General features: G+C 41.5%; 18 protein-coding genes. 8 read left to right on the forward strand and 10 right to left on the reverse strand.

Annotation, left to right across the window (positions count from 1 at the left end; genetic code table 11):
* Positions 1-28: 28 nt before the first annotated feature.
* On the reverse strand, positions 29-1096 hold the full coding sequence (locus EWU21_RS04680) for a formylglycine-generating enzyme family protein (RefSeq protein ID WP_130895648.1): 1068 nt from the start codon (positions 1094-1096) through the stop codon (positions 29-31).
* The gene (locus EWU21_RS04685) at positions 1093-2742 is read right to left on the reverse strand and encodes a sulfatase family protein (RefSeq protein ID WP_130895649.1); all 1650 of its coding nucleotides are present in this window, start codon (positions 2740-2742) and stop codon (positions 1093-1095) included. Before EWU21_RS04685 ends, EWU21_RS04680 begins: the two co-directional genes overlap by 4 nt.
* Positions 2743-2909: 167 nt before the next feature.
* Between EWU21_RS04685 and EWU21_RS04690 the strand changes: the two genes are divergently transcribed.
* Positions 2910-3641 carry a hypothetical protein gene (locus EWU21_RS04690; protein WP_130895650.1) on the forward strand — a complete coding sequence of 244 codons (732 nt, stop codon included), beginning with the start codon at positions 2910-2912 and terminating at the stop codon, positions 3639-3641.
* A 28-nt stretch (positions 3642-3669) separates the two neighbouring features.
* Here EWU21_RS04690 and EWU21_RS04695 read toward each other — a convergent pair whose 3' ends face one another.
* Positions 3670-4011 carry a cupin domain-containing protein gene (locus EWU21_RS04695; protein ID WP_130895651.1) on the reverse strand — a complete coding sequence of 114 codons (342 nt, stop codon included), beginning with the start codon at positions 4009-4011 and terminating at the stop codon, positions 3670-3672.
* Between the two features lie 10 nt (positions 4012-4021).
* On the reverse strand, positions 4022-4933 hold the full coding sequence (locus EWU21_RS04700) for an alpha/beta hydrolase (protein WP_130895652.1): 912 nt from the start codon (positions 4931-4933) through the stop codon (positions 4022-4024).
* Between the two features lie 201 nt (positions 4934-5134).
* On the opposite strand from EWU21_RS04700, the gene EWU21_RS04705 reads away from it, so the two are divergent.
* Positions 5135-5488: a hypothetical protein gene (locus tag EWU21_RS04705; protein WP_130895653.1), complete on the forward strand. Its 354-nt coding sequence runs from the start codon at positions 5135-5137 to the stop codon at positions 5486-5488.
* A gap of 128 nt (positions 5489-5616) precedes the next feature.
* Positions 5617-6813, forward strand: a complete 1197-nt coding sequence (locus tag EWU21_RS04710) for an FAD-dependent monooxygenase (protein WP_130895654.1) — start codon at positions 5617-5619, stop codon at positions 6811-6813.
* A 4-nt stretch (positions 6814-6817) separates the two neighbouring features.
* On the opposite strand, the gene EWU21_RS04715 is transcribed toward EWU21_RS04710, so the two are convergent.
* From EWU21_RS04715 to EWU21_RS04725, 3 genes are all read right to left on the reverse strand, one after another.
* Positions 6818-7168 (reverse strand): PIN domain-containing protein, encoded by a 351-nt coding sequence (locus tag EWU21_RS04715; RefSeq protein ID WP_130895655.1) that lies wholly within the window; start codon positions 7166-7168, stop codon positions 6818-6820.
* Positions 7158-7613, reverse strand: a complete 456-nt coding sequence (locus EWU21_RS04720) for a helix-turn-helix domain-containing protein (protein ID WP_130895656.1) — start codon at positions 7611-7613, stop codon at positions 7158-7160. Before EWU21_RS04720 ends, EWU21_RS04715 begins: the two co-directional genes overlap by 11 nt.
* 124 nt (positions 7614-7737) lie before the next feature.
* Entirely contained in the window at positions 7738-8088 is a 351-nt protein-coding gene (locus EWU21_RS04725; protein WP_130895657.1) for a hypothetical protein, read from the reverse strand.
* Positions 8089-8187: 99 nt separating this feature from the next.
* Here EWU21_RS04725 and EWU21_RS04730 point away from each other — a divergent pair, with 99 nt between their 5' ends.
* From EWU21_RS04730 to EWU21_RS04745, 3 genes are all read left to right on the forward strand, one after another.
* Entirely contained in the window at positions 8188-8562 is a 375-nt protein-coding gene (locus EWU21_RS04730) for a putative quinol monooxygenase (RefSeq protein WP_201738089.1), read from the forward strand.
* Between the two features lie 206 nt (positions 8563-8768).
* Positions 8769-9569, forward strand: a complete 801-nt coding sequence (locus tag EWU21_RS04735; protein WP_130895658.1) for a type II toxin-antitoxin system antitoxin SocA domain-containing protein — start codon at positions 8769-8771, stop codon at positions 9567-9569.
* Between the two features lie 420 nt (positions 9570-9989).
* Positions 9990-10862: a sugar phosphate isomerase/epimerase family protein gene (locus EWU21_RS04745; RefSeq protein WP_130895660.1), complete on the forward strand. Its 873-nt coding sequence runs from the start codon at positions 9990-9992 to the stop codon at positions 10860-10862.
* Between the two features lie 47 nt (positions 10863-10909).
* On the opposite strand, the gene EWU21_RS04750 is transcribed toward EWU21_RS04745, so the two are convergent.
* Positions 10910-11605 carry a type III pantothenate kinase gene (locus tag EWU21_RS04750; protein WP_130895661.1) on the reverse strand — a complete coding sequence of 232 codons (696 nt, stop codon included), beginning with the start codon at positions 11603-11605 and terminating at the stop codon, positions 10910-10912.
* A gap of 55 nt (positions 11606-11660) precedes the next feature.
* Between EWU21_RS04750 and panD the strand changes: the two genes are divergently transcribed.
* A complete protein-coding gene (gene panD / locus EWU21_RS04755) occupies positions 11661-12011 on the forward strand; it encodes an aspartate 1-decarboxylase (protein ID WP_130895662.1) in 351 nt (116 codons plus the stop codon).
* Here panD and panB read toward each other — a convergent pair.
* Entirely contained in the window at positions 12008-12823 is an 816-nt protein-coding gene (gene panB / locus EWU21_RS04760) for a 3-methyl-2-oxobutanoate hydroxymethyltransferase (protein ID WP_130895663.1), read from the reverse strand. The genes panD and panB overlap by 4 nt on opposite strands.
* A complete protein-coding gene (gene panC, locus EWU21_RS04765; protein WP_130895664.1) occupies positions 12820-13620 on the reverse strand; it encodes a pantoate--beta-alanine ligase in 801 nt (266 codons plus the stop codon). Before panC ends, panB begins: the two co-directional genes overlap by 4 nt.
* 52 nt (positions 13621-13672) lie before the next feature.
* Between panC and coaBC the strand changes: the two genes are divergently transcribed.
* A complete protein-coding gene (gene coaBC, locus EWU21_RS04770) occupies positions 13673-14863 on the forward strand; it encodes a bifunctional phosphopantothenoylcysteine decarboxylase/phosphopantothenate--cysteine ligase CoaBC (RefSeq protein WP_130895665.1) in 1191 nt (396 codons plus the stop codon).
* The last annotated feature ends 55 nt before the right edge of the window (positions 14864-14918 follow it).

Below are 14918 nucleotides of genomic sequence, written 5' to 3' on the forward strand. Positions count from 1 at the left end.
AAATTAACGTAGTTTGTTATTAATTACATTAGTCCATCACACAACGAAAACCGGTATGCTGCAAGCCTGAGTCTGGGCTTGACTTCATTCGTGCGGAGCACCGGTAACTAGAACAATACCCATCATTGCATAAAAATGAACCGCCGCGCATGACACGTTTGGCAACACCGGGTTCATCCGGATCATGACTTGAGGAAGGGCCTTTTGGGTTTAGAATCGGACTTTTTTTGTAATAAGCGGCGTGGTACCAATCCGCGCACCATTCCCATACATTTCCAGCGGTATCATATAATCCATAGCCATTTGCAGGGAAAGATTTAACCGGAGCAGTGGTCGTTTTATACCCGTCTAATGCTTGATCCTCATAGGGGAAATGCCCTTGGAAACTATTCGCTTTATACGGGGCGGAATTCACCGACACGTCCCCCCAGGGGTAAATCTTATTTTTTAATCCCCCACGGCTGGCCCATTCCCATTCTGCTTCTGTGGGTAATCTTTTGCCGGCCCAACGGGCATAGGCGGCTGCATCATCCCATGAAACATGAACGACGGGATGATTTTCTCGTCCTTGAATTGTTGAGCCTGGACCCGTGGGATGTCGCCAGTCGGCCCCTCGTTTAAACGCCCACCATTGGGAATAGTCGGTTAAATCGACTGGGCCTGTCGTGGGAACGAATACCAAAGAACTGGGCGCCAACAGTGAATCTGCCGGTTTAGGCGTTCCCTTTGGAACTTGCTTTGACAACTCCTCCCAATCAATCGCCTTTTCAGCCGTGGTTATGTAGCCTGTCGATTTAACAAATGCTGCAAACGCCGCATTGCTTACCTCCGTTTCATCCATCCAAAAGGCCTTAACACGCACTTGATGAACCGGGTATTCGTCTGCACGACCCTGCGTATCGTGTGCGCCCATGGAAAATATGCCTGCCGGAATACGCTTCATCCCAGCATGGGATTTCAACGTAGGTTTGGGACGAATCGATTTAATTTGCTTCAGCCGATTGGGTGTGGAAACGTGGCATATAGGGATTTTAGCCTGACTGAAAACAGACAGTGTGATGACTAATAAATAAAGGGTAATAGAATACCGACTCATTTTCTTTTGGCCTTCATCTCCGCCGCCTTTTGTTTTGGCACACCGAATACTTTTCCTTCTACAGCATCATTCAAAAAGCGATCTATGTAGCCGTTGCTGATGGTGCTATTGTCCTTGTATTTCAGTCGTAATGCGTCTAATTGCTTATGCAACGTCTTTCGGATCGAAGCATACGCCGGATCATTGTAGACATTCTTTAATTCCAAAGGGTCCTTCTCGCGGTCAATAAGCTCCCAAGCATCCGTAGAAAAATAGTAATGAATTAACTTATATTTCTTAGTCACGATGGCATAATGTCGATTCACCATGTGTTCTGCTGGGTATTCATAATAGTGGTAATATACTGCATCGCGCTTCCAAGATTTACCCGTCATCAGCGGGATTAGACTTTGGCCTTGCATATCTTTAGGCGCAGGAATGCCTGCCGCATCCAAAAAGGTTTGGGCAAAATCGAGGTTTTGAACTAAGGCATTTGATTTTTGACCGGCTTTAATTTGGCTTGGCCACGACACCATCAGCGGAGTCTTAAAGGATTCATCATAGATGAAGCGCTTATCGAACCAACCGTGCTCGCCTAAGTAAAATCCTTGGTCGGAAGTATACACAATAATTGTATTTTCCATCAAGTTATTCGCTTCCAAATAATCCAATAAACGGCCTACGTTCTCATCTACTGATCGTAAGGTTCCTAAATAATCTTGCATGTAGCGTTGAAATTTCCAGCGCATTTTATCTTGCTCCGTCATGCTCGGATAGGCCTTGATGAATTCCGCATTAATCCGATCGTAAACGCGGTCAAAATTCGCTTTTTGGCTCGGATTTAATCGGCCCATTTCCATTTTAAAGCGTTGTTTATCAAAACCGATTTCGGGGATTTTCAATGAGTCCATTGTAGCCGGATAAATTTTGTTATCCCCGGCCCAGCTCATACTAGTTAGGATATTCATTTCTGCTTCTTTGGCGGGAGATGTCCGACCGGAATAATCATCGAAAAGCGTCTTGGGTTCCGGGGATGTTTTCTGCGTCATTTCATCCAAATGCCGCTCTGCCATCAACCAGGAACGATGTGGAGCCTTGTGTAAATACATCAACATAAAAGGTTTTTCAGGAGTTCGCTCCTGCTTCAACCAGTCCAAAGTCATGTCGGTAATTATATCCGTCACATAGCCATTGACTTTGATATTTCCCTCCTTTTTTGTGATGAAATCAGGATTATAATAATTGCCTTGGTCAGGTAAGATTTTGAACTGATCAAAGCCCTTTGGGCTATTTCCAAAATGTAGTTTCCCAAACATCGCCGTTTGGTATCCGTTTGCCTGCAAAATCTGCGGGAAGGTAATGTTCGTTGTATCGAATTTAAAGTGATTGTCGACCTTACCATTTAGGTGTGAATGCTTACCGGTTAGGATCGTGGCCCGACTGGGCGCACAGATGGAATTAGTCACACTGGCATTCGTAAACAGGATACCTTTTTTTGCAATGCGGTCTATGTTAGGAGTCGAAATTAAGCGTTGGTCATATGCCGAAATGGCCTGATAAGCATGGTCGTCCGACATGATGAAGATGATGTTCGGACGCTTATTGGTTTGCGCTAAAATTTGTGAAAAGCTCACGCACATGAGCAATCCAATTAATATATGTTTCATGTAAATAGGTTTAATATTGGCAAATTAGATAAATAAACAGGAAAGACCTCCAAGGCTACCGATTTAAATCTAATTTCAGGAATTCTTTTTTGTTCCCTTTTCCCTTTTGGGAACACATTTCAGGCGCTTATTTGAATAGTTCTTTTGCTTATTCTTAAATTCAAACTATGAGTATAAAAACCAAGGCAGCTAAATTACGTTTTGACTTATCGGGATATTACTTTTTCGGATTAGTCCTTCTGGTTTTACTGGGTTTTTGGCCTTCGTATTTTGCCAAATTTTTCAACGGAACAGCTGATTTTTCCTTCTATTTTCACTTCCATGCTGGTGTGCTCATTCTTTGGATGAGCTTGCTTATCGTTCAGCCCATTTTAATCCGGAAAAAGCGCTTAGACATCCATCGCTTGCTGGGCAAAGGAAGTTACCTGCTTATTCCCCTCATCTTTATTTCCATCATTTTATTGACTCATTCTCGGTTGCCACATCAGGGGCAATTAACGGATGATCATTTAGTGGGGACGTTCAATTCGGTTAAGGATTTAGTGATTTTGGCTGTTGCCTTTTTTATCGCGATAAAGTATGTAAAGGATTATCAGTTACACGCTAGGGGAATGATTGTGACCGGTTTGGCATTCATAGAACCCGCATTTATTCGCTTTACGTTACGAGTGATTAGTGATCCAATGATGGCTTATGTAGCAACAATACTAACCGTTTACGCGGTAATCATTTATTTAATTTATCTCGAACGAAAACAAGCGAGTGCTCGCTGGGTGTTTCCTTTGGTATTAGCCCTTTATGTGATTGCACACGGAATGGTTATTTTTGATATACTTTATTATCCGTTTTGGCGCAATTTTGTTACTTGGTTTGCAGGATTACCTTTGACAACGAACTAATTTTAAACTAATAAAATTAGGGTAATTGTCATTTCCAATACTCAAATACTGGTCCATTATCTCCAAACACAGGATCTTTTTCTGGAAGTGGAATACTTGCGATTTCTGCCAAAACAGATGAACGATCTTCCTTTTTCAAACTAAACTTCAGGTTCCATTCTGCGCCATTCGGATAGCCTCCTACAAATTGATATTCTATCGAATTGTCCACCGAATAATGCCCAACACCTGCGGGCAAGATGATCACGTCCCCTTTTTCCACGGTAACAATTTCTCCCTTTTCACCACCTAGCTTTAAGCGCGCTTGGCCACTTTTAAGTCCCAAAACTTCATGCGTATTGCTATGAAAATGGTCTTCGGTTAATATGATATCGTGCCAGTTATTTCGCCGCTAAGAATTTATTCACATCTAACCAGTGCATAAACGCGTCAAACCATTTGTTACTTGTTCTGTTCGGGTTGCCTAAACCAAAACCATGACCCCCGTTTTGGTATAAGTGAAACTCCACCGGTCTGCCAGCTTTGAACCATGATTCAATCACCCCAAACTGGGAGTTAAATAAGAAGTCATCTGAGGCAATCGCATTAAACATCGGAGGTGCGTTTGCAGGCACTTTTACCGGCCCCATTCCGCCGTAAATCGGTCCAATAAAGGCAAGTTTCATCGTTTTCGAATTAAGGGTTGCGTGCATCGTTAAACCAGCGCCAGCAGAAAATCCAATCATACCAATTCGCTTCGTATCTATGCCCCAGGCGGTGGCATTTTTGATGATCATCGCATAGGCTGCTTCTGCGTCAGTTAATTGATTCGATAGGTCCATTTGCGCCATTGGATTGGTATTCTTAGCCGTGCTGTCTGTCTTTTGAGGTGCCGGACGCGGGCGATTCATCCAGACGGTAAAATCATCTAATTTTTCTGGTGTTGGGAATAGACGGTATTTTAGAACGAAAGCGGTTATTCCTTTTTTGGCCAAAGCCTCAGCCACTTCCCAGCCCTCATTTCCCATCGAAAGCCAACGGTAGCCCCCACCTGGCGCCACAATAACAGCAGCCCCATTTGCCTTGCCCTTTTCAGGGAAGAAAGGCGTTAAAGTAGCTTGGGAAATATTCCGCGCCATCGGATCGCCCCACTGGCGAAACCACGTCTCCGGCGCCGGCTGGTCCTTCACAGAACCGGTATTTAAAGGAATCGCATTAGGTTCTTTAGGTGCTTCCAACGGATAAATCGTTCCATCTTGTGCGATGGCGTTGAAAGCCAAACAGGTTAGAATGGCAAAAAATAGCTTTTTCATAGGTTTGAGAGGTTTAGAATGACAAGATAAATAATATGAGTCATGGATATGTAATGGTTTATCCTTTAATTTGACTTACTAATTTCACTTGGATGAAAAAATTCTTTAGTAAGTATCGAAACGAGGTTATCGTGGGCGTTTTAGTCTATCTTTTCTTGATTTTTAGAGATGTAATCAAATCTGTTTTTTAGTCAATCCATTATGAAAAAAGTAGCCTTTATCCTTAGTCTTTTCTTGATGTTATTTTCTGCAAAAGCTGAGGACAATGTGAACATTAATTTTTCTAATGACTACAAAGATGTGTATCATCTCTCGTTAATTATTTATACTCCAGATGGTAAAATACAAACCCGCGTTAGTAATCTAAATCCGGCTGAAACCAAGACTTATTCCTTACCTGCTCGTACAGAGATATTCATCGCAGATTATAAACAAGAAGCTTTTGCGATGAAAGGAAATGATATAAAAGCAACAGGTGTGAAACCTTTTCTTGTGCTGAAAGATTCGGATTCCGAAGTCCTTATTAAGTTAAGCTCTCTCAGGTCCGGATCATAATTTGCTTACATTTGGCCAAGCAATAGCTAACTAAAATATACCGGCAATTTCCCGAAAGCTCTTGATAAGTGCTGAGCGATATACCTACGCGACGAGCTATTGATTGTCATTGCAGGGTAAGAATTAATATGAAGGCAAAAAAAATACTCATCTCAGGCGCAAGCATCGCTGGCCCAACCCTCGCTTTTTGGTTACACCGATATGGTTTTGAAGTCACGATTGTAGAGCGCGCGGAATCATTACGTTTAGGGGGGCAAAACGTCGACATCAAGGGAGCCGCCCAAAAAATTGCCCAATGGATGGGCATCGAAGAGGAGATTCGAGCAGCGGATACGGGGGAATTAGGGGTTTTATTTGTTGATAAAAATAATGTCACCAAGGCCGCTTTACCGAAAGGCGAATCCAATTTGGGAACGAGTGAATTAGAAATTCTTCGTGGGGACTTAGTGAAGATTTTATACGAGCATACGAAGGAAAATGTCGAGTATCTTTTTGGCAATCAAATTATCGCGCTCGATGAACATCAAGATGGGGTAAAAGTCACTTTTCAAAACGGTGAAATCCGTGATTTTGATTTAGTTATTTGTGCGGATGGGATTCGTTCGCGGACGCGGAGTTTGATTTTTGGCGATGAGCCTGTCGTAAAACCGGTGGGTCTTTATGTTTCCTATTTTACGATTCCCAGAACAGCTACTGATAGTCGATGGGCTCGCTGGTATAATGCGACTGACGCCCGCGTGATCTTCATGCGCCCTGACAACGAAGGCACCACACGTGCGTCTTTTTCGTTTATGTCGGAACCCAAGGGTTACGAAAAACTGTCACAAGAGGAGCAAAAAGCCTTGTTGCAGGAAAAATTTGCGGATGCTGGTTGGGAAGCTAAACGGGTATTAGCGGAATTAGATAACAATGCGGACGTTTATTTTGACGCCATCAGCCAGGTTTTCGCACCCCGTTGGTCCGAAGGCCGTTGTGCCATGACTGGCGACGCTGCCTTTTGTCCCTCCCCATTAACTGGAATGGGCGTTAGTTTGTCGGTGGTGGGTGCGTATATATTAGCGGGGGAATTATCTCGCCATGACGATCATAGCGATGCCTTTGCCGCTTACGACAAAGCGTTCAGGCCTTATGTGACGGAAATCCAAAAACTTCCTCCGGGTGTTCCTAGACTGGCTCACCCTAAAACGAAGCTCGGGATATTCTTCTTGAACACGATTCTCAACGTGATTTCGAGTAAGTTCGTGATAAAAATCGGGGAGCTATTTTCTAATAAAAACAAGTCTTCGACAGATGATACGATTGAGTTGGAGGAGTATGGGAAATAGCGTTTTATAATAATGCATGCAGGTAATCTGCAGTATCTTTTAATCCATTTTTTCGACAAATATCTAATACCTGATATTCGTCTAAATCGGGGAGTTTTAATGTTTTCGTTATAGATTCATAGTCGTGAACGAAGGCTCCCGGAAACGCTAAATTTACATTTTCGATTCGCAGTTCAATATCCTCTTCAGAAACATTTTTTCGCCTCATAACATCAGCCCATTCCGTAAAAATATCAGGACTCCATTTGGGCGTATATAATTCATAATGGGCAAACCACAGGAGGATATCCCGCGTCAAGATCGGATAAATGACGTTGGTGTCCAGAAAGCAGGTAAACTTAACGCTATGAATCATACAGCCCGAGGTCTTCATCCATTTTCATCATGTCGATAATTCGCGCGCGTTGTTTGGAATACATGTGGGCTTTGTATTGCGTAATATCTTCGAATTTAATTCGACGATGCTTTCCTACTTTGATAAAAGGAATTTCTCCACTTTCTAGCAATGAAATCAAATGGGGTCTTGAGCATCCCAATAATTCGGATGCCGCCTGTGTAGTCATTTCTGTTGCTATGGGAACGATGGAAATGGGTTTACCTTGACTTGTTGCTTTTAGGATTGTTGCCAAAAGCTTTAAGGCCTTTAGCGGAACCCTGATTTTTTCAGAGGTTTCTTCAATTTCAATTTCTGGGTTTGTTGCATGAAGGGATTCCAAAGTCGCAGATAGCGCTTCATAGGATTCTTTCGCAACCCTTTGCTCCTCTTTAGTGGGTCTACTTATTCTTGCTTCGGCTTCCATTTGTTTAAGTTGATTTACGAAATTAAATGAAATAACTGAATTAAACGAAATAAGTGAAAATATTTTATTTTGTTACGTTGGACGATAGATGTCGATTAGTTTGTGAATAGGCTATTTCTTTGGACTAGTTTTTATATCCCATCGAAAGCCCTACATCACCCTTCACATCTAGCTTAACGTCCACCGATTTATCAGACGAATTTTCAATTCGAAGAGCGGTATTTTTCCCTACTTTAAGTTTCACATTTGCTGCGGGTTGTAACGTCAAAGGAGAGTGACGTCCCCCATCGATTGGATATTGCCAAACCGTTAGCGGCGAAGTAGAAACATTCGTCACACTAGCAGAAAATCGGCCGTGTTTATTATTACCTAGTATAAATGCATCGTTCGCCTGAATAGTAGTAGTGGAATGAAGCATATTGCAAGCAGAAAGGAAGATTCCGGTTATCAGGATGCTAAAAATGGATTTGATCATTTTAGTTTGTTTAGTAGCTTAACGGCATTTAGGAGGAAAAGTTTTAGCTTTGATTTATATTGCGTTTAAGATCTTTATCGACCTATATCCCTACCTAAAATGAAACAAATTTTCTTCGTTCTATTTCTGCTAATGGCTAGCCAAATCTATGCCCAAGACTCCAATCGCATGCACCGCATTGCGAAAATCAAAGTCGATGCGAAGCAACTTGACGTCTATAAATCGCTTTTAAATGAGCAGATGAATACCGCGATAAAAGTGGAACCAGGTGTTTTATCGTACACTGCAGTGGCGGATAAAAAAGACGCGACGAGCATCATTATTTTTGAAGTGTACGCGAGTGTGGAAGCGTATCAGTCTCATATTTTAACGCCCCATTTTAAGAAATACAAAGACGCGGTAAAGGACATGGTTTTGTCACTAGAACTGATCGATACGGACGTCGTTTGCCTAGCTAAGAAAGAAAATTTCTGATGAAATCATTCAAAGAATCTTTGTCGCAACCAGCACCTGATCCGCAGCTATCTATAGTCTTAAAAAGTCTTTGGTACGATGCCAAAGGAGACTGGGCGAACTTAGTTTCTTATTTTATCGAGAAAGTTTGATTATCAAACAGTTGATAGTTTTATTATCAAACAATTGTTTACCTTTGATTCATCATAGTGCTAAACAATAGCGAAATGCCTGACAAACTCACTAAAAAAGATATCGGTTATAGAGTAACAGAGCTTCGGAAGCGGAAAGGCTTGTCTCAGGATGATTTAGCCAAGAAAGTACATATTTCTAGATCCTCATTGACTCAAATTGAATTAGGGAATAGGGGCGTTGATGTTTTAGAATTGCATAAACTTTCGCTTCAACTTGGCTTTTCATTGGATGAATTTTTGTCCCCTGATTTTGATTTGAATCCTGATTTTGTGGAAGAAGAAAATGCGCTTTTGGAAAAAAAAGAACGCATTTCCGTACCCAAACTTCACGTAGAAAAATTTATAAATGTGTTACTCTATTTATTAGAGCGTTGCGCTGGAAAGCCCAATGTAGGAGAAACAGTCCTGTATAAACTACTTTATTTTTCGGATTTCAATTATTACGAATTGTATGAGGAGCACTTAACAGGAGCACAATACCGTAAATTACCTTTTGGCCCTGTCCCTCAAAAACTTGATAACCTTATTCAGCAGATGATTGAAAAAAAACAGCTACAGCGCGTTAAATCAGTTTATCGAGGCTTTCCGCAAACCCGTTATTTGCCCTTAGTAAAAGCTGACTTAAAAGTATTGAAAGCAAGTGAAGCTGAAGTTATGGATCGCGTAATCGAGCAAATGAGTGACTGGTCTGCTTCCGCTATAAGCGAGTACTCTCACAAGGATATGCCTTGGTTAGCGTCGAAAGATGGAGATATAATTAATTATGAATTAGCTTTTTATCGGGAAGCTCCCTTTTCTGTTAGAAATTATGGGGAGGAGGCAGAAGCACCATGATTTTTTTAGAATTAGATGAATTCCAGAAGGAGCTAAAATTCTTACAAAAGAAATACCGATCCCTTTTAGAGGATTTGGAAGTACTTAAGCTTGTTTTAGGAGTATTGCCTAATCAGCGCCCACCTTTTAGTTTCGAAATTTCAGATTTAGGTCTTACAACTTGTATTATTAAGGTAAAAAAAATAGCCTGTAAATCGTTAAAAGGTAGAGGGGTTAATTCAGGACTTCGGTTGATTTATGCTCATTTCCCCGAGGAGGACAAAATTGTCTTTGTGGAGTTATATCACAAGAACAATAAAGAGAATGAAGACCGGGGTCGGATTTTAGCGAATTTCAGTTAAATCGAATCCGGGTTCTATTTTATCAAAAAAATACATTAAATTGTGTCTTTAATGATTTAATCCTACGTTAACTATGAAAATGAAATCAATTGTAGCGGTATTAGCCTTAACGGCGATGACCCTATTCTCGTTCAAAGCATCTGATAAAGAGGTGCAATCTGACAAGCGTTTTGGCGGTTTAGCCTTGTACACGGTTCGTGATGCGATGAAAGATGCACGCGCAACCTTAGAAAAAGTAGCACAAGCAGGTTATGTAAACGTAGAATCTGCGGGTTACAACAATGGTAAATTCTATAATTTGTCTCCAGCGGATTTCAAATCGCTTCTAGATGAAATGAAATTAACACCTATTTCTGCTCACCAAGGAACAGTAACGTTTGAAAATATTGATCAACAAATCGCTGATTTAAAAGCGGCAGGTTTCAAGTACTTTGTTGTTCCAGTTCCCCCAATGGGCTTGTTTATGTATGACGCAGTAAACAAGAAACTAGCGATGAAAGGTGGCGCTAAGAATTTGGCAGAAATCTTAGACAAATTAGGCGAGAAATGTACGGCTGGCGGTTTGCAATTATTATACCACAACCATGATTTTGAATTCCAAAAAGATGCGGACGGAATTGTTCCGATCGAGTATTTATTAGAGCATTGCAATCCGAAGAACGTTAACTTCCAAATGGATTTATACTGGGTAACTAAAGCCGGTGCAGATCCAGTGGATTATTTCAAACGCTATCCAGGTCGTTTCAAAATTTGGCACGTAAAGGATATGGATGATCAAGGTCGTTTCGCTCCAGTAGGAAATGGGAAGATTGATTTCAAACGTATTCTAGACAACAAGAAATTAGCGGGAATGCAATACTATTTCGTAGAGCAAGATGCTTGTTTTAACGAAACGGCTTTAGAGGCGATCGTAATCAGCCACAAGGGTTTAGAGAAAATTGGATTCAAGTAATCTTTGATTTATAGCATAGAAAGAGCCTCGCAATTGCGGGGCTCTTTCTATTTTACTAGGACAAGTAATCCCTTCCAAACAAGATGCTCGTTGACCGTGTAGCGTTCCGCAAAATACCCAGCGTCTCCCCCCGTTAAGATCACGTTAAGATTAGTGAAACGGGATTCAGCCTCTTTTATAAATCCATCAATCTCGAAAAATGTACCCGCCATTACCCCTGCATTTAGATTAGAATCAGTGTCTGTTCCCCAAGGTGTAAAATCAGGCTTAAGTGAAACAAGCGGTAATTTGTCTGTGAATTCAGCCATTGCTTTAGCGCGCATCTGTAAGCCAGGACTGATCGCGCCCCCTATAAATTCGCCTTCAGAAGAAATTAAATTGTAGGTGATGCAGGTTCCTAAACAAATACAAAGAGAATTTTGACTTGGAAATTCAGCGAGACAAGCTTCGGCTAAAATGAGGCGATCAAGGCCTAGAGTAGAAGCGTCATATGCTGAGAAACGGACTGTCGCGTCTTCTTTGGCAATCAAACGAACTTGAAAATTTGCCTTCAAAAAATCAATTATCGCATCAGGGATTTCAATCACACTACAAATCGCGATGAAGCTGATGGTATGAGTAGACGTAAGTTCAGCGATACTTGCCAGTGACACATCCGCGACAAACCCCGTTTCGCGCAGCTGAGAGCCATCAAAAAACGCATATTTTAGGCGTGTATTTCCAAAGTCAAAGCAGAGTATCATACGAGGTTGTTAATAATTTGGTAATTTTGGGGAAAATAAATCAATCCGCAAAACCATGTACCAGATTCAAATTTTAAAATCCAAAGTTCACCGCGCTACGATTACCGAAGCAAACGTAGATTATGTAGGCAGTTTAACCATGGACGAAGATTTAATGGATGCGGCGAATATGATCGAGCACGAAAAAATCCAAGTAGTCAATGTCAATAATGGCGAACGCATCGAAACCTATTTAATCAAAGGCAAAAGAGGCTCTGGCGTTATTTGCTTAAATGGTCCCGCGGCTAGAAAAGGCGTCGTAGGCGACATAGTTATCATTATTTCGTATGCGTTAATGGACTTTGAGGAGGCTAAAACTTGGCATCCTACGGTCATTTTTCCAAACGAGAAAAACCATCTTGCTTAATACGATTCTTCTGCTGAAGGAAATTGCGCTTGCTTCACGTCTTGCACATAGGCGCTTGTTGCACGCGTAATTTCTCCGGCTAAATCCGCATATTTACGTAAAAATTTAGGCTTGAATTCGTTATTCATTCCTAGCATATCTTGCATCACTAAAACCTGTCCATCGCAATTTACTCCTGCTCCAATTCCGATGGTGGGAATTTGTAAGGCAGCGCTCACCTTTGCTGCTAAAGCAGCAGGAATTTTTTCTACTACTAACCCAAAGCAACCAGCTTCTTGTAACATAAGCGCTTCTTTTATCAATTTTTCCGCGGCTTCTTCGCCTTTCCCTTGAAGACCATACGATCCAAATTGGTGGATACTTTGGGGAGTTAAGCCCAAGTGACCCATAACGGGAATACCAGCTTTTGTGATTTTCAGAATTGATTCTAACACCTCTTCTCCTCCCTCTAATTTCACCGCGTGCGCTCCCGTTTCTTTCATAATTCGAACAGCAGACGCAAGTGCGATAGCACTGTCAGATTGATAAGAACCAAAAGGCATATCCACTAAAACCATCGCTCTTTTTGCTCCTCTGCTGACGCATTGGGCGTGGTAAATCATTTGGTCTAGCGTAATAGGCAAGGTTGTTTCGTGACCCGCCATTACATTACTGGCGCTGTCTCCCACTAAAAGCACGTCTGTTCCTGCAGCGTCTAAAAGCGTCGCCATGGTATAATCATAGCAAGTTAACATCGCAATTTTTTTCCCCCGAACTTTCATGGATTGAAGGCCAGTCGTGGTGATTCTTTTTACTTCTTTTAAGTAGCTCATGAAAATGTTTTATTATCTATTAGGCGGACGCCGCCAATGAAGGCAGCGACTAAAATAAGACAGGGTTTTTCGCCGTAAGGCTTTTCTAGTAAGGTAGTAGGGTCCACGCAAGCCACGTAATCGATGGATTCAAAACCGTTTTCCAGAAGGGATTGTTTGAATGCAAACTCGGAGGAAAGGTTGAATCCTTTGTAAATGGCCAAAGCCTGTATTTTTTGTTCCTCAGATAATCGGGCATTTCGGCTGCTTAGTGCTAAACCTTCTGCTGATCGAACGGTAGGACATTTCACTAATTCAACGGATGAATTCGTTAGTTCTAACATCTTTTGTACTACGGCAATTTGCTGGTAATCCTTTTCACCCATAAAGAGCTTTGTAGGCTGCACCGCTTGCAGTAATAAATCCACGACGACACATACCCCTTGAAAATGCCCAGGTCTATATTTCCCCTCTAATATAGTCTCTAGAAAGCCTAAATTATATGATTTTAAATCCGCAGTTCCGTTTGGATACATTTCGGAAACGCTGGGATAAAAAACCGCATCGCAGCCTGCATTTCGTAATTTTTCTAGATCTGCTTCGAGCGTTACCGGGTATTTATCGAAATCACTGGGATCGTTAAACTGGGTAGGATTGACGAAAATGCTGCAAACGCTTAGTTCACAAGCTTTTTTCGATGCCTCCATTAAGGCCAAATGTCCTTCATGCAGTGCTCCCATCGTGGGTACAAATCCAATCGATTTCCCGGTGGAATGTAGGTAACTTTGAAGCTCGCTCGTTTTTTGAAATTGTTTCAATTCATTATGTTAATGGGCGAAATTACCATATTTTTGGCCAAACTTTTCTAAAATGACTCTCCAAGGGAAAAAAATAATACTGGGAATTACGGCCAGTATTGCCGCCTATAAATCGATACAATTAGTCCGCTTATTAACGAAAGCGGGGGCTGAGGTACGGATTGTGATGACGAAGGACGCTAAAGAGTTTGTTTCCCCTTTAGTGCTTTCTACTTTTTCCCATCACCCAGTGTGGATTGAGTTTCACGAAGGAAATGTGTGGAATAATCACGTGGAGCTAGGGTTATGGGGAGATGTTTTTATTGTTGCGCCGGCTACTTGTAATACCTTAAGTAAGATGGCGAATGGGCTGTGTGATAATATCGTTTTGGCTACTTACTTATCTGCTAGATGTCCTGTAATAGTGGCCCCAGCCATGGATGAAGATATGTTTTTACATCCCGCGACGCAGCGATCATTAGAGCAACTTCGCTCCTATGGAAATACGGTTTTAGCAGTTAATTCAGGTGAATTAGCGAGTGGATTAGTAGGTCAAGGTCGTATGATGGAGCCGGAGGAAATCGTTCAGTATTTAATTCAGACCACGTTTCGGGATACGATTCTGTCTGGCAAACACGTCCTGATTACGGCGGGTCCTACCCAAGAATTACTAGATCCAGTACGCTATATTTCTAATTTTTCAACCGGGAAAATGGGGATTTGTCTCGCAGAAGAATGCTACTTACAAGGGGCAGAAGTAACCTTAATAGCCGGGCCTTTACAAGTCTCTACCCACATTCAGGGAATTAACGTAGTGAATGTTAGGTCTGCCGCTGAAATGGAATTAGCCTGTTTAGTTCAAGCGGCTTCCTCTGATATTATTTTCATGGCAGCTGCAGTTGCCGACTACCGTCCTGCCTCACCTGCTAAAGAAAAGATAAAGAAGTCAGAAGCAATGTCTACGCTTGTTTTAGAGAAAACGACAGATATTTTATCGGCATTAGGTGCGGTGAAAAAAGCACATCAAACCCTAGTAGGATTTGCGCTGGAAACCGAAAATGAAGAAGCGAATGCATTGAAAAAAATGCAACAAAAAAACACCGATTTTATCGTGTTAAATTCGCTGAAAGAAGCGGGAGCAGGTTTTGGTTTAGACACGAATCAAGTGACGATTTTTTCTGCTTCAGGAGAAAAGAAAAAAGTAGAGTTACAATCTAAAGTAGAGGTGGCAAAGGAGATTATAGAATTCGTTATTGCACACTAATTTTTTCTAATCCGTTTTACAAGAAGCTTTTTTGTTCTGTTAAATTATTAAAAAA

Origin of the sequence: Aquirufa antheringensis, assembly GCF_004307425.1 — a bacterium.
Taxonomy (GTDB): domain Bacteria; phylum Bacteroidota; class Bacteroidia; order Cytophagales; family Spirosomataceae; genus Aquirufa; species Aquirufa antheringensis.

Bases quoted from the DNA above. Each gene is read 5' to 3' on its own strand.
- EWU21_RS04680 (WP_130895648.1), bottom strand. From the start codon at position 1,096: ATGAGTCGGTATTCTATTACCCTTTATTTATTAGTCATCACACTGTCT.
- EWU21_RS04685 (WP_130895649.1), bottom strand. From the start codon at position 2,742: ATGAAACATATATTAATTGGATTGCTCATGTGCGTGAGCTTTTCACAA.
- EWU21_RS04690 (WP_130895650.1), top strand. From the start codon at position 2,910: ATGAGTATAAAAACCAAGGCAGCTAAATTACGTTTTGACTTATCGGGA.
- EWU21_RS04700 (WP_130895652.1), bottom strand. From the start codon at position 4,933: ATGAAAAAGCTATTTTTTGCCATTCTAACCTGTTTGGCTTTCAACGCC.
- EWU21_RS04705 (WP_130895653.1), top strand. From the start codon at position 5,135: ATGAAAAAAGTAGCCTTTATCCTTAGTCTTTTCTTGATGTTATTTTCT.
- EWU21_RS04710 (WP_130895654.1), top strand. From the start codon at position 5,617: ATGAAGGCAAAAAAAATACTCATCTCAGGCGCAAGCATCGCTGGCCCA.
- EWU21_RS04715 (WP_130895655.1), bottom strand. From the start codon at position 7,168: ATGATTCATAGCGTTAAGTTTACCTGCTTTCTGGACACCAACGTCATT.
- EWU21_RS04720 (WP_130895656.1), bottom strand. From the start codon at position 7,613: ATGGAAGCCGAAGCAAGAATAAGTAGACCCACTAAAGAGGAGCAAAGG.
- EWU21_RS04725 (WP_130895657.1), bottom strand. From the start codon at position 8,088: ATGATCAAATCCATTTTTAGCATCCTGATAACCGGAATCTTCCTTTCT.
- EWU21_RS04730 (WP_201738089.1), top strand. From the start codon at position 8,188: ATGAAACAAATTTTCTTCGTTCTATTTCTGCTAATGGCTAGCCAAATC.
- EWU21_RS04735 (WP_130895658.1), top strand. From the start codon at position 8,769: ATGCCTGACAAACTCACTAAAAAAGATATCGGTTATAGAGTAACAGAG.
- EWU21_RS04745 (WP_130895660.1), top strand. From the start codon at position 9,990: ATGAAATCAATTGTAGCGGTATTAGCCTTAACGGCGATGACCCTATTC.
- EWU21_RS04750 (WP_130895661.1), bottom strand. From the start codon at position 11,605: ATGATACTCTGCTTTGACTTTGGAAATACACGCCTAAAATATGCGTTT.
- panD (WP_130895662.1), top strand. From the start codon at position 11,661: ATGTACCAGATTCAAATTTTAAAATCCAAAGTTCACCGCGCTACGATT.
- panB (WP_130895663.1), bottom strand. From the start codon at position 12,823: ATGAGCTACTTAAAAGAAGTAAAAAGAATCACCACGACTGGCCTTCAA.
- coaBC (WP_130895665.1), top strand. From the start codon at position 13,673: ATGACTCTCCAAGGGAAAAAAATAATACTGGGAATTACGGCCAGTATT.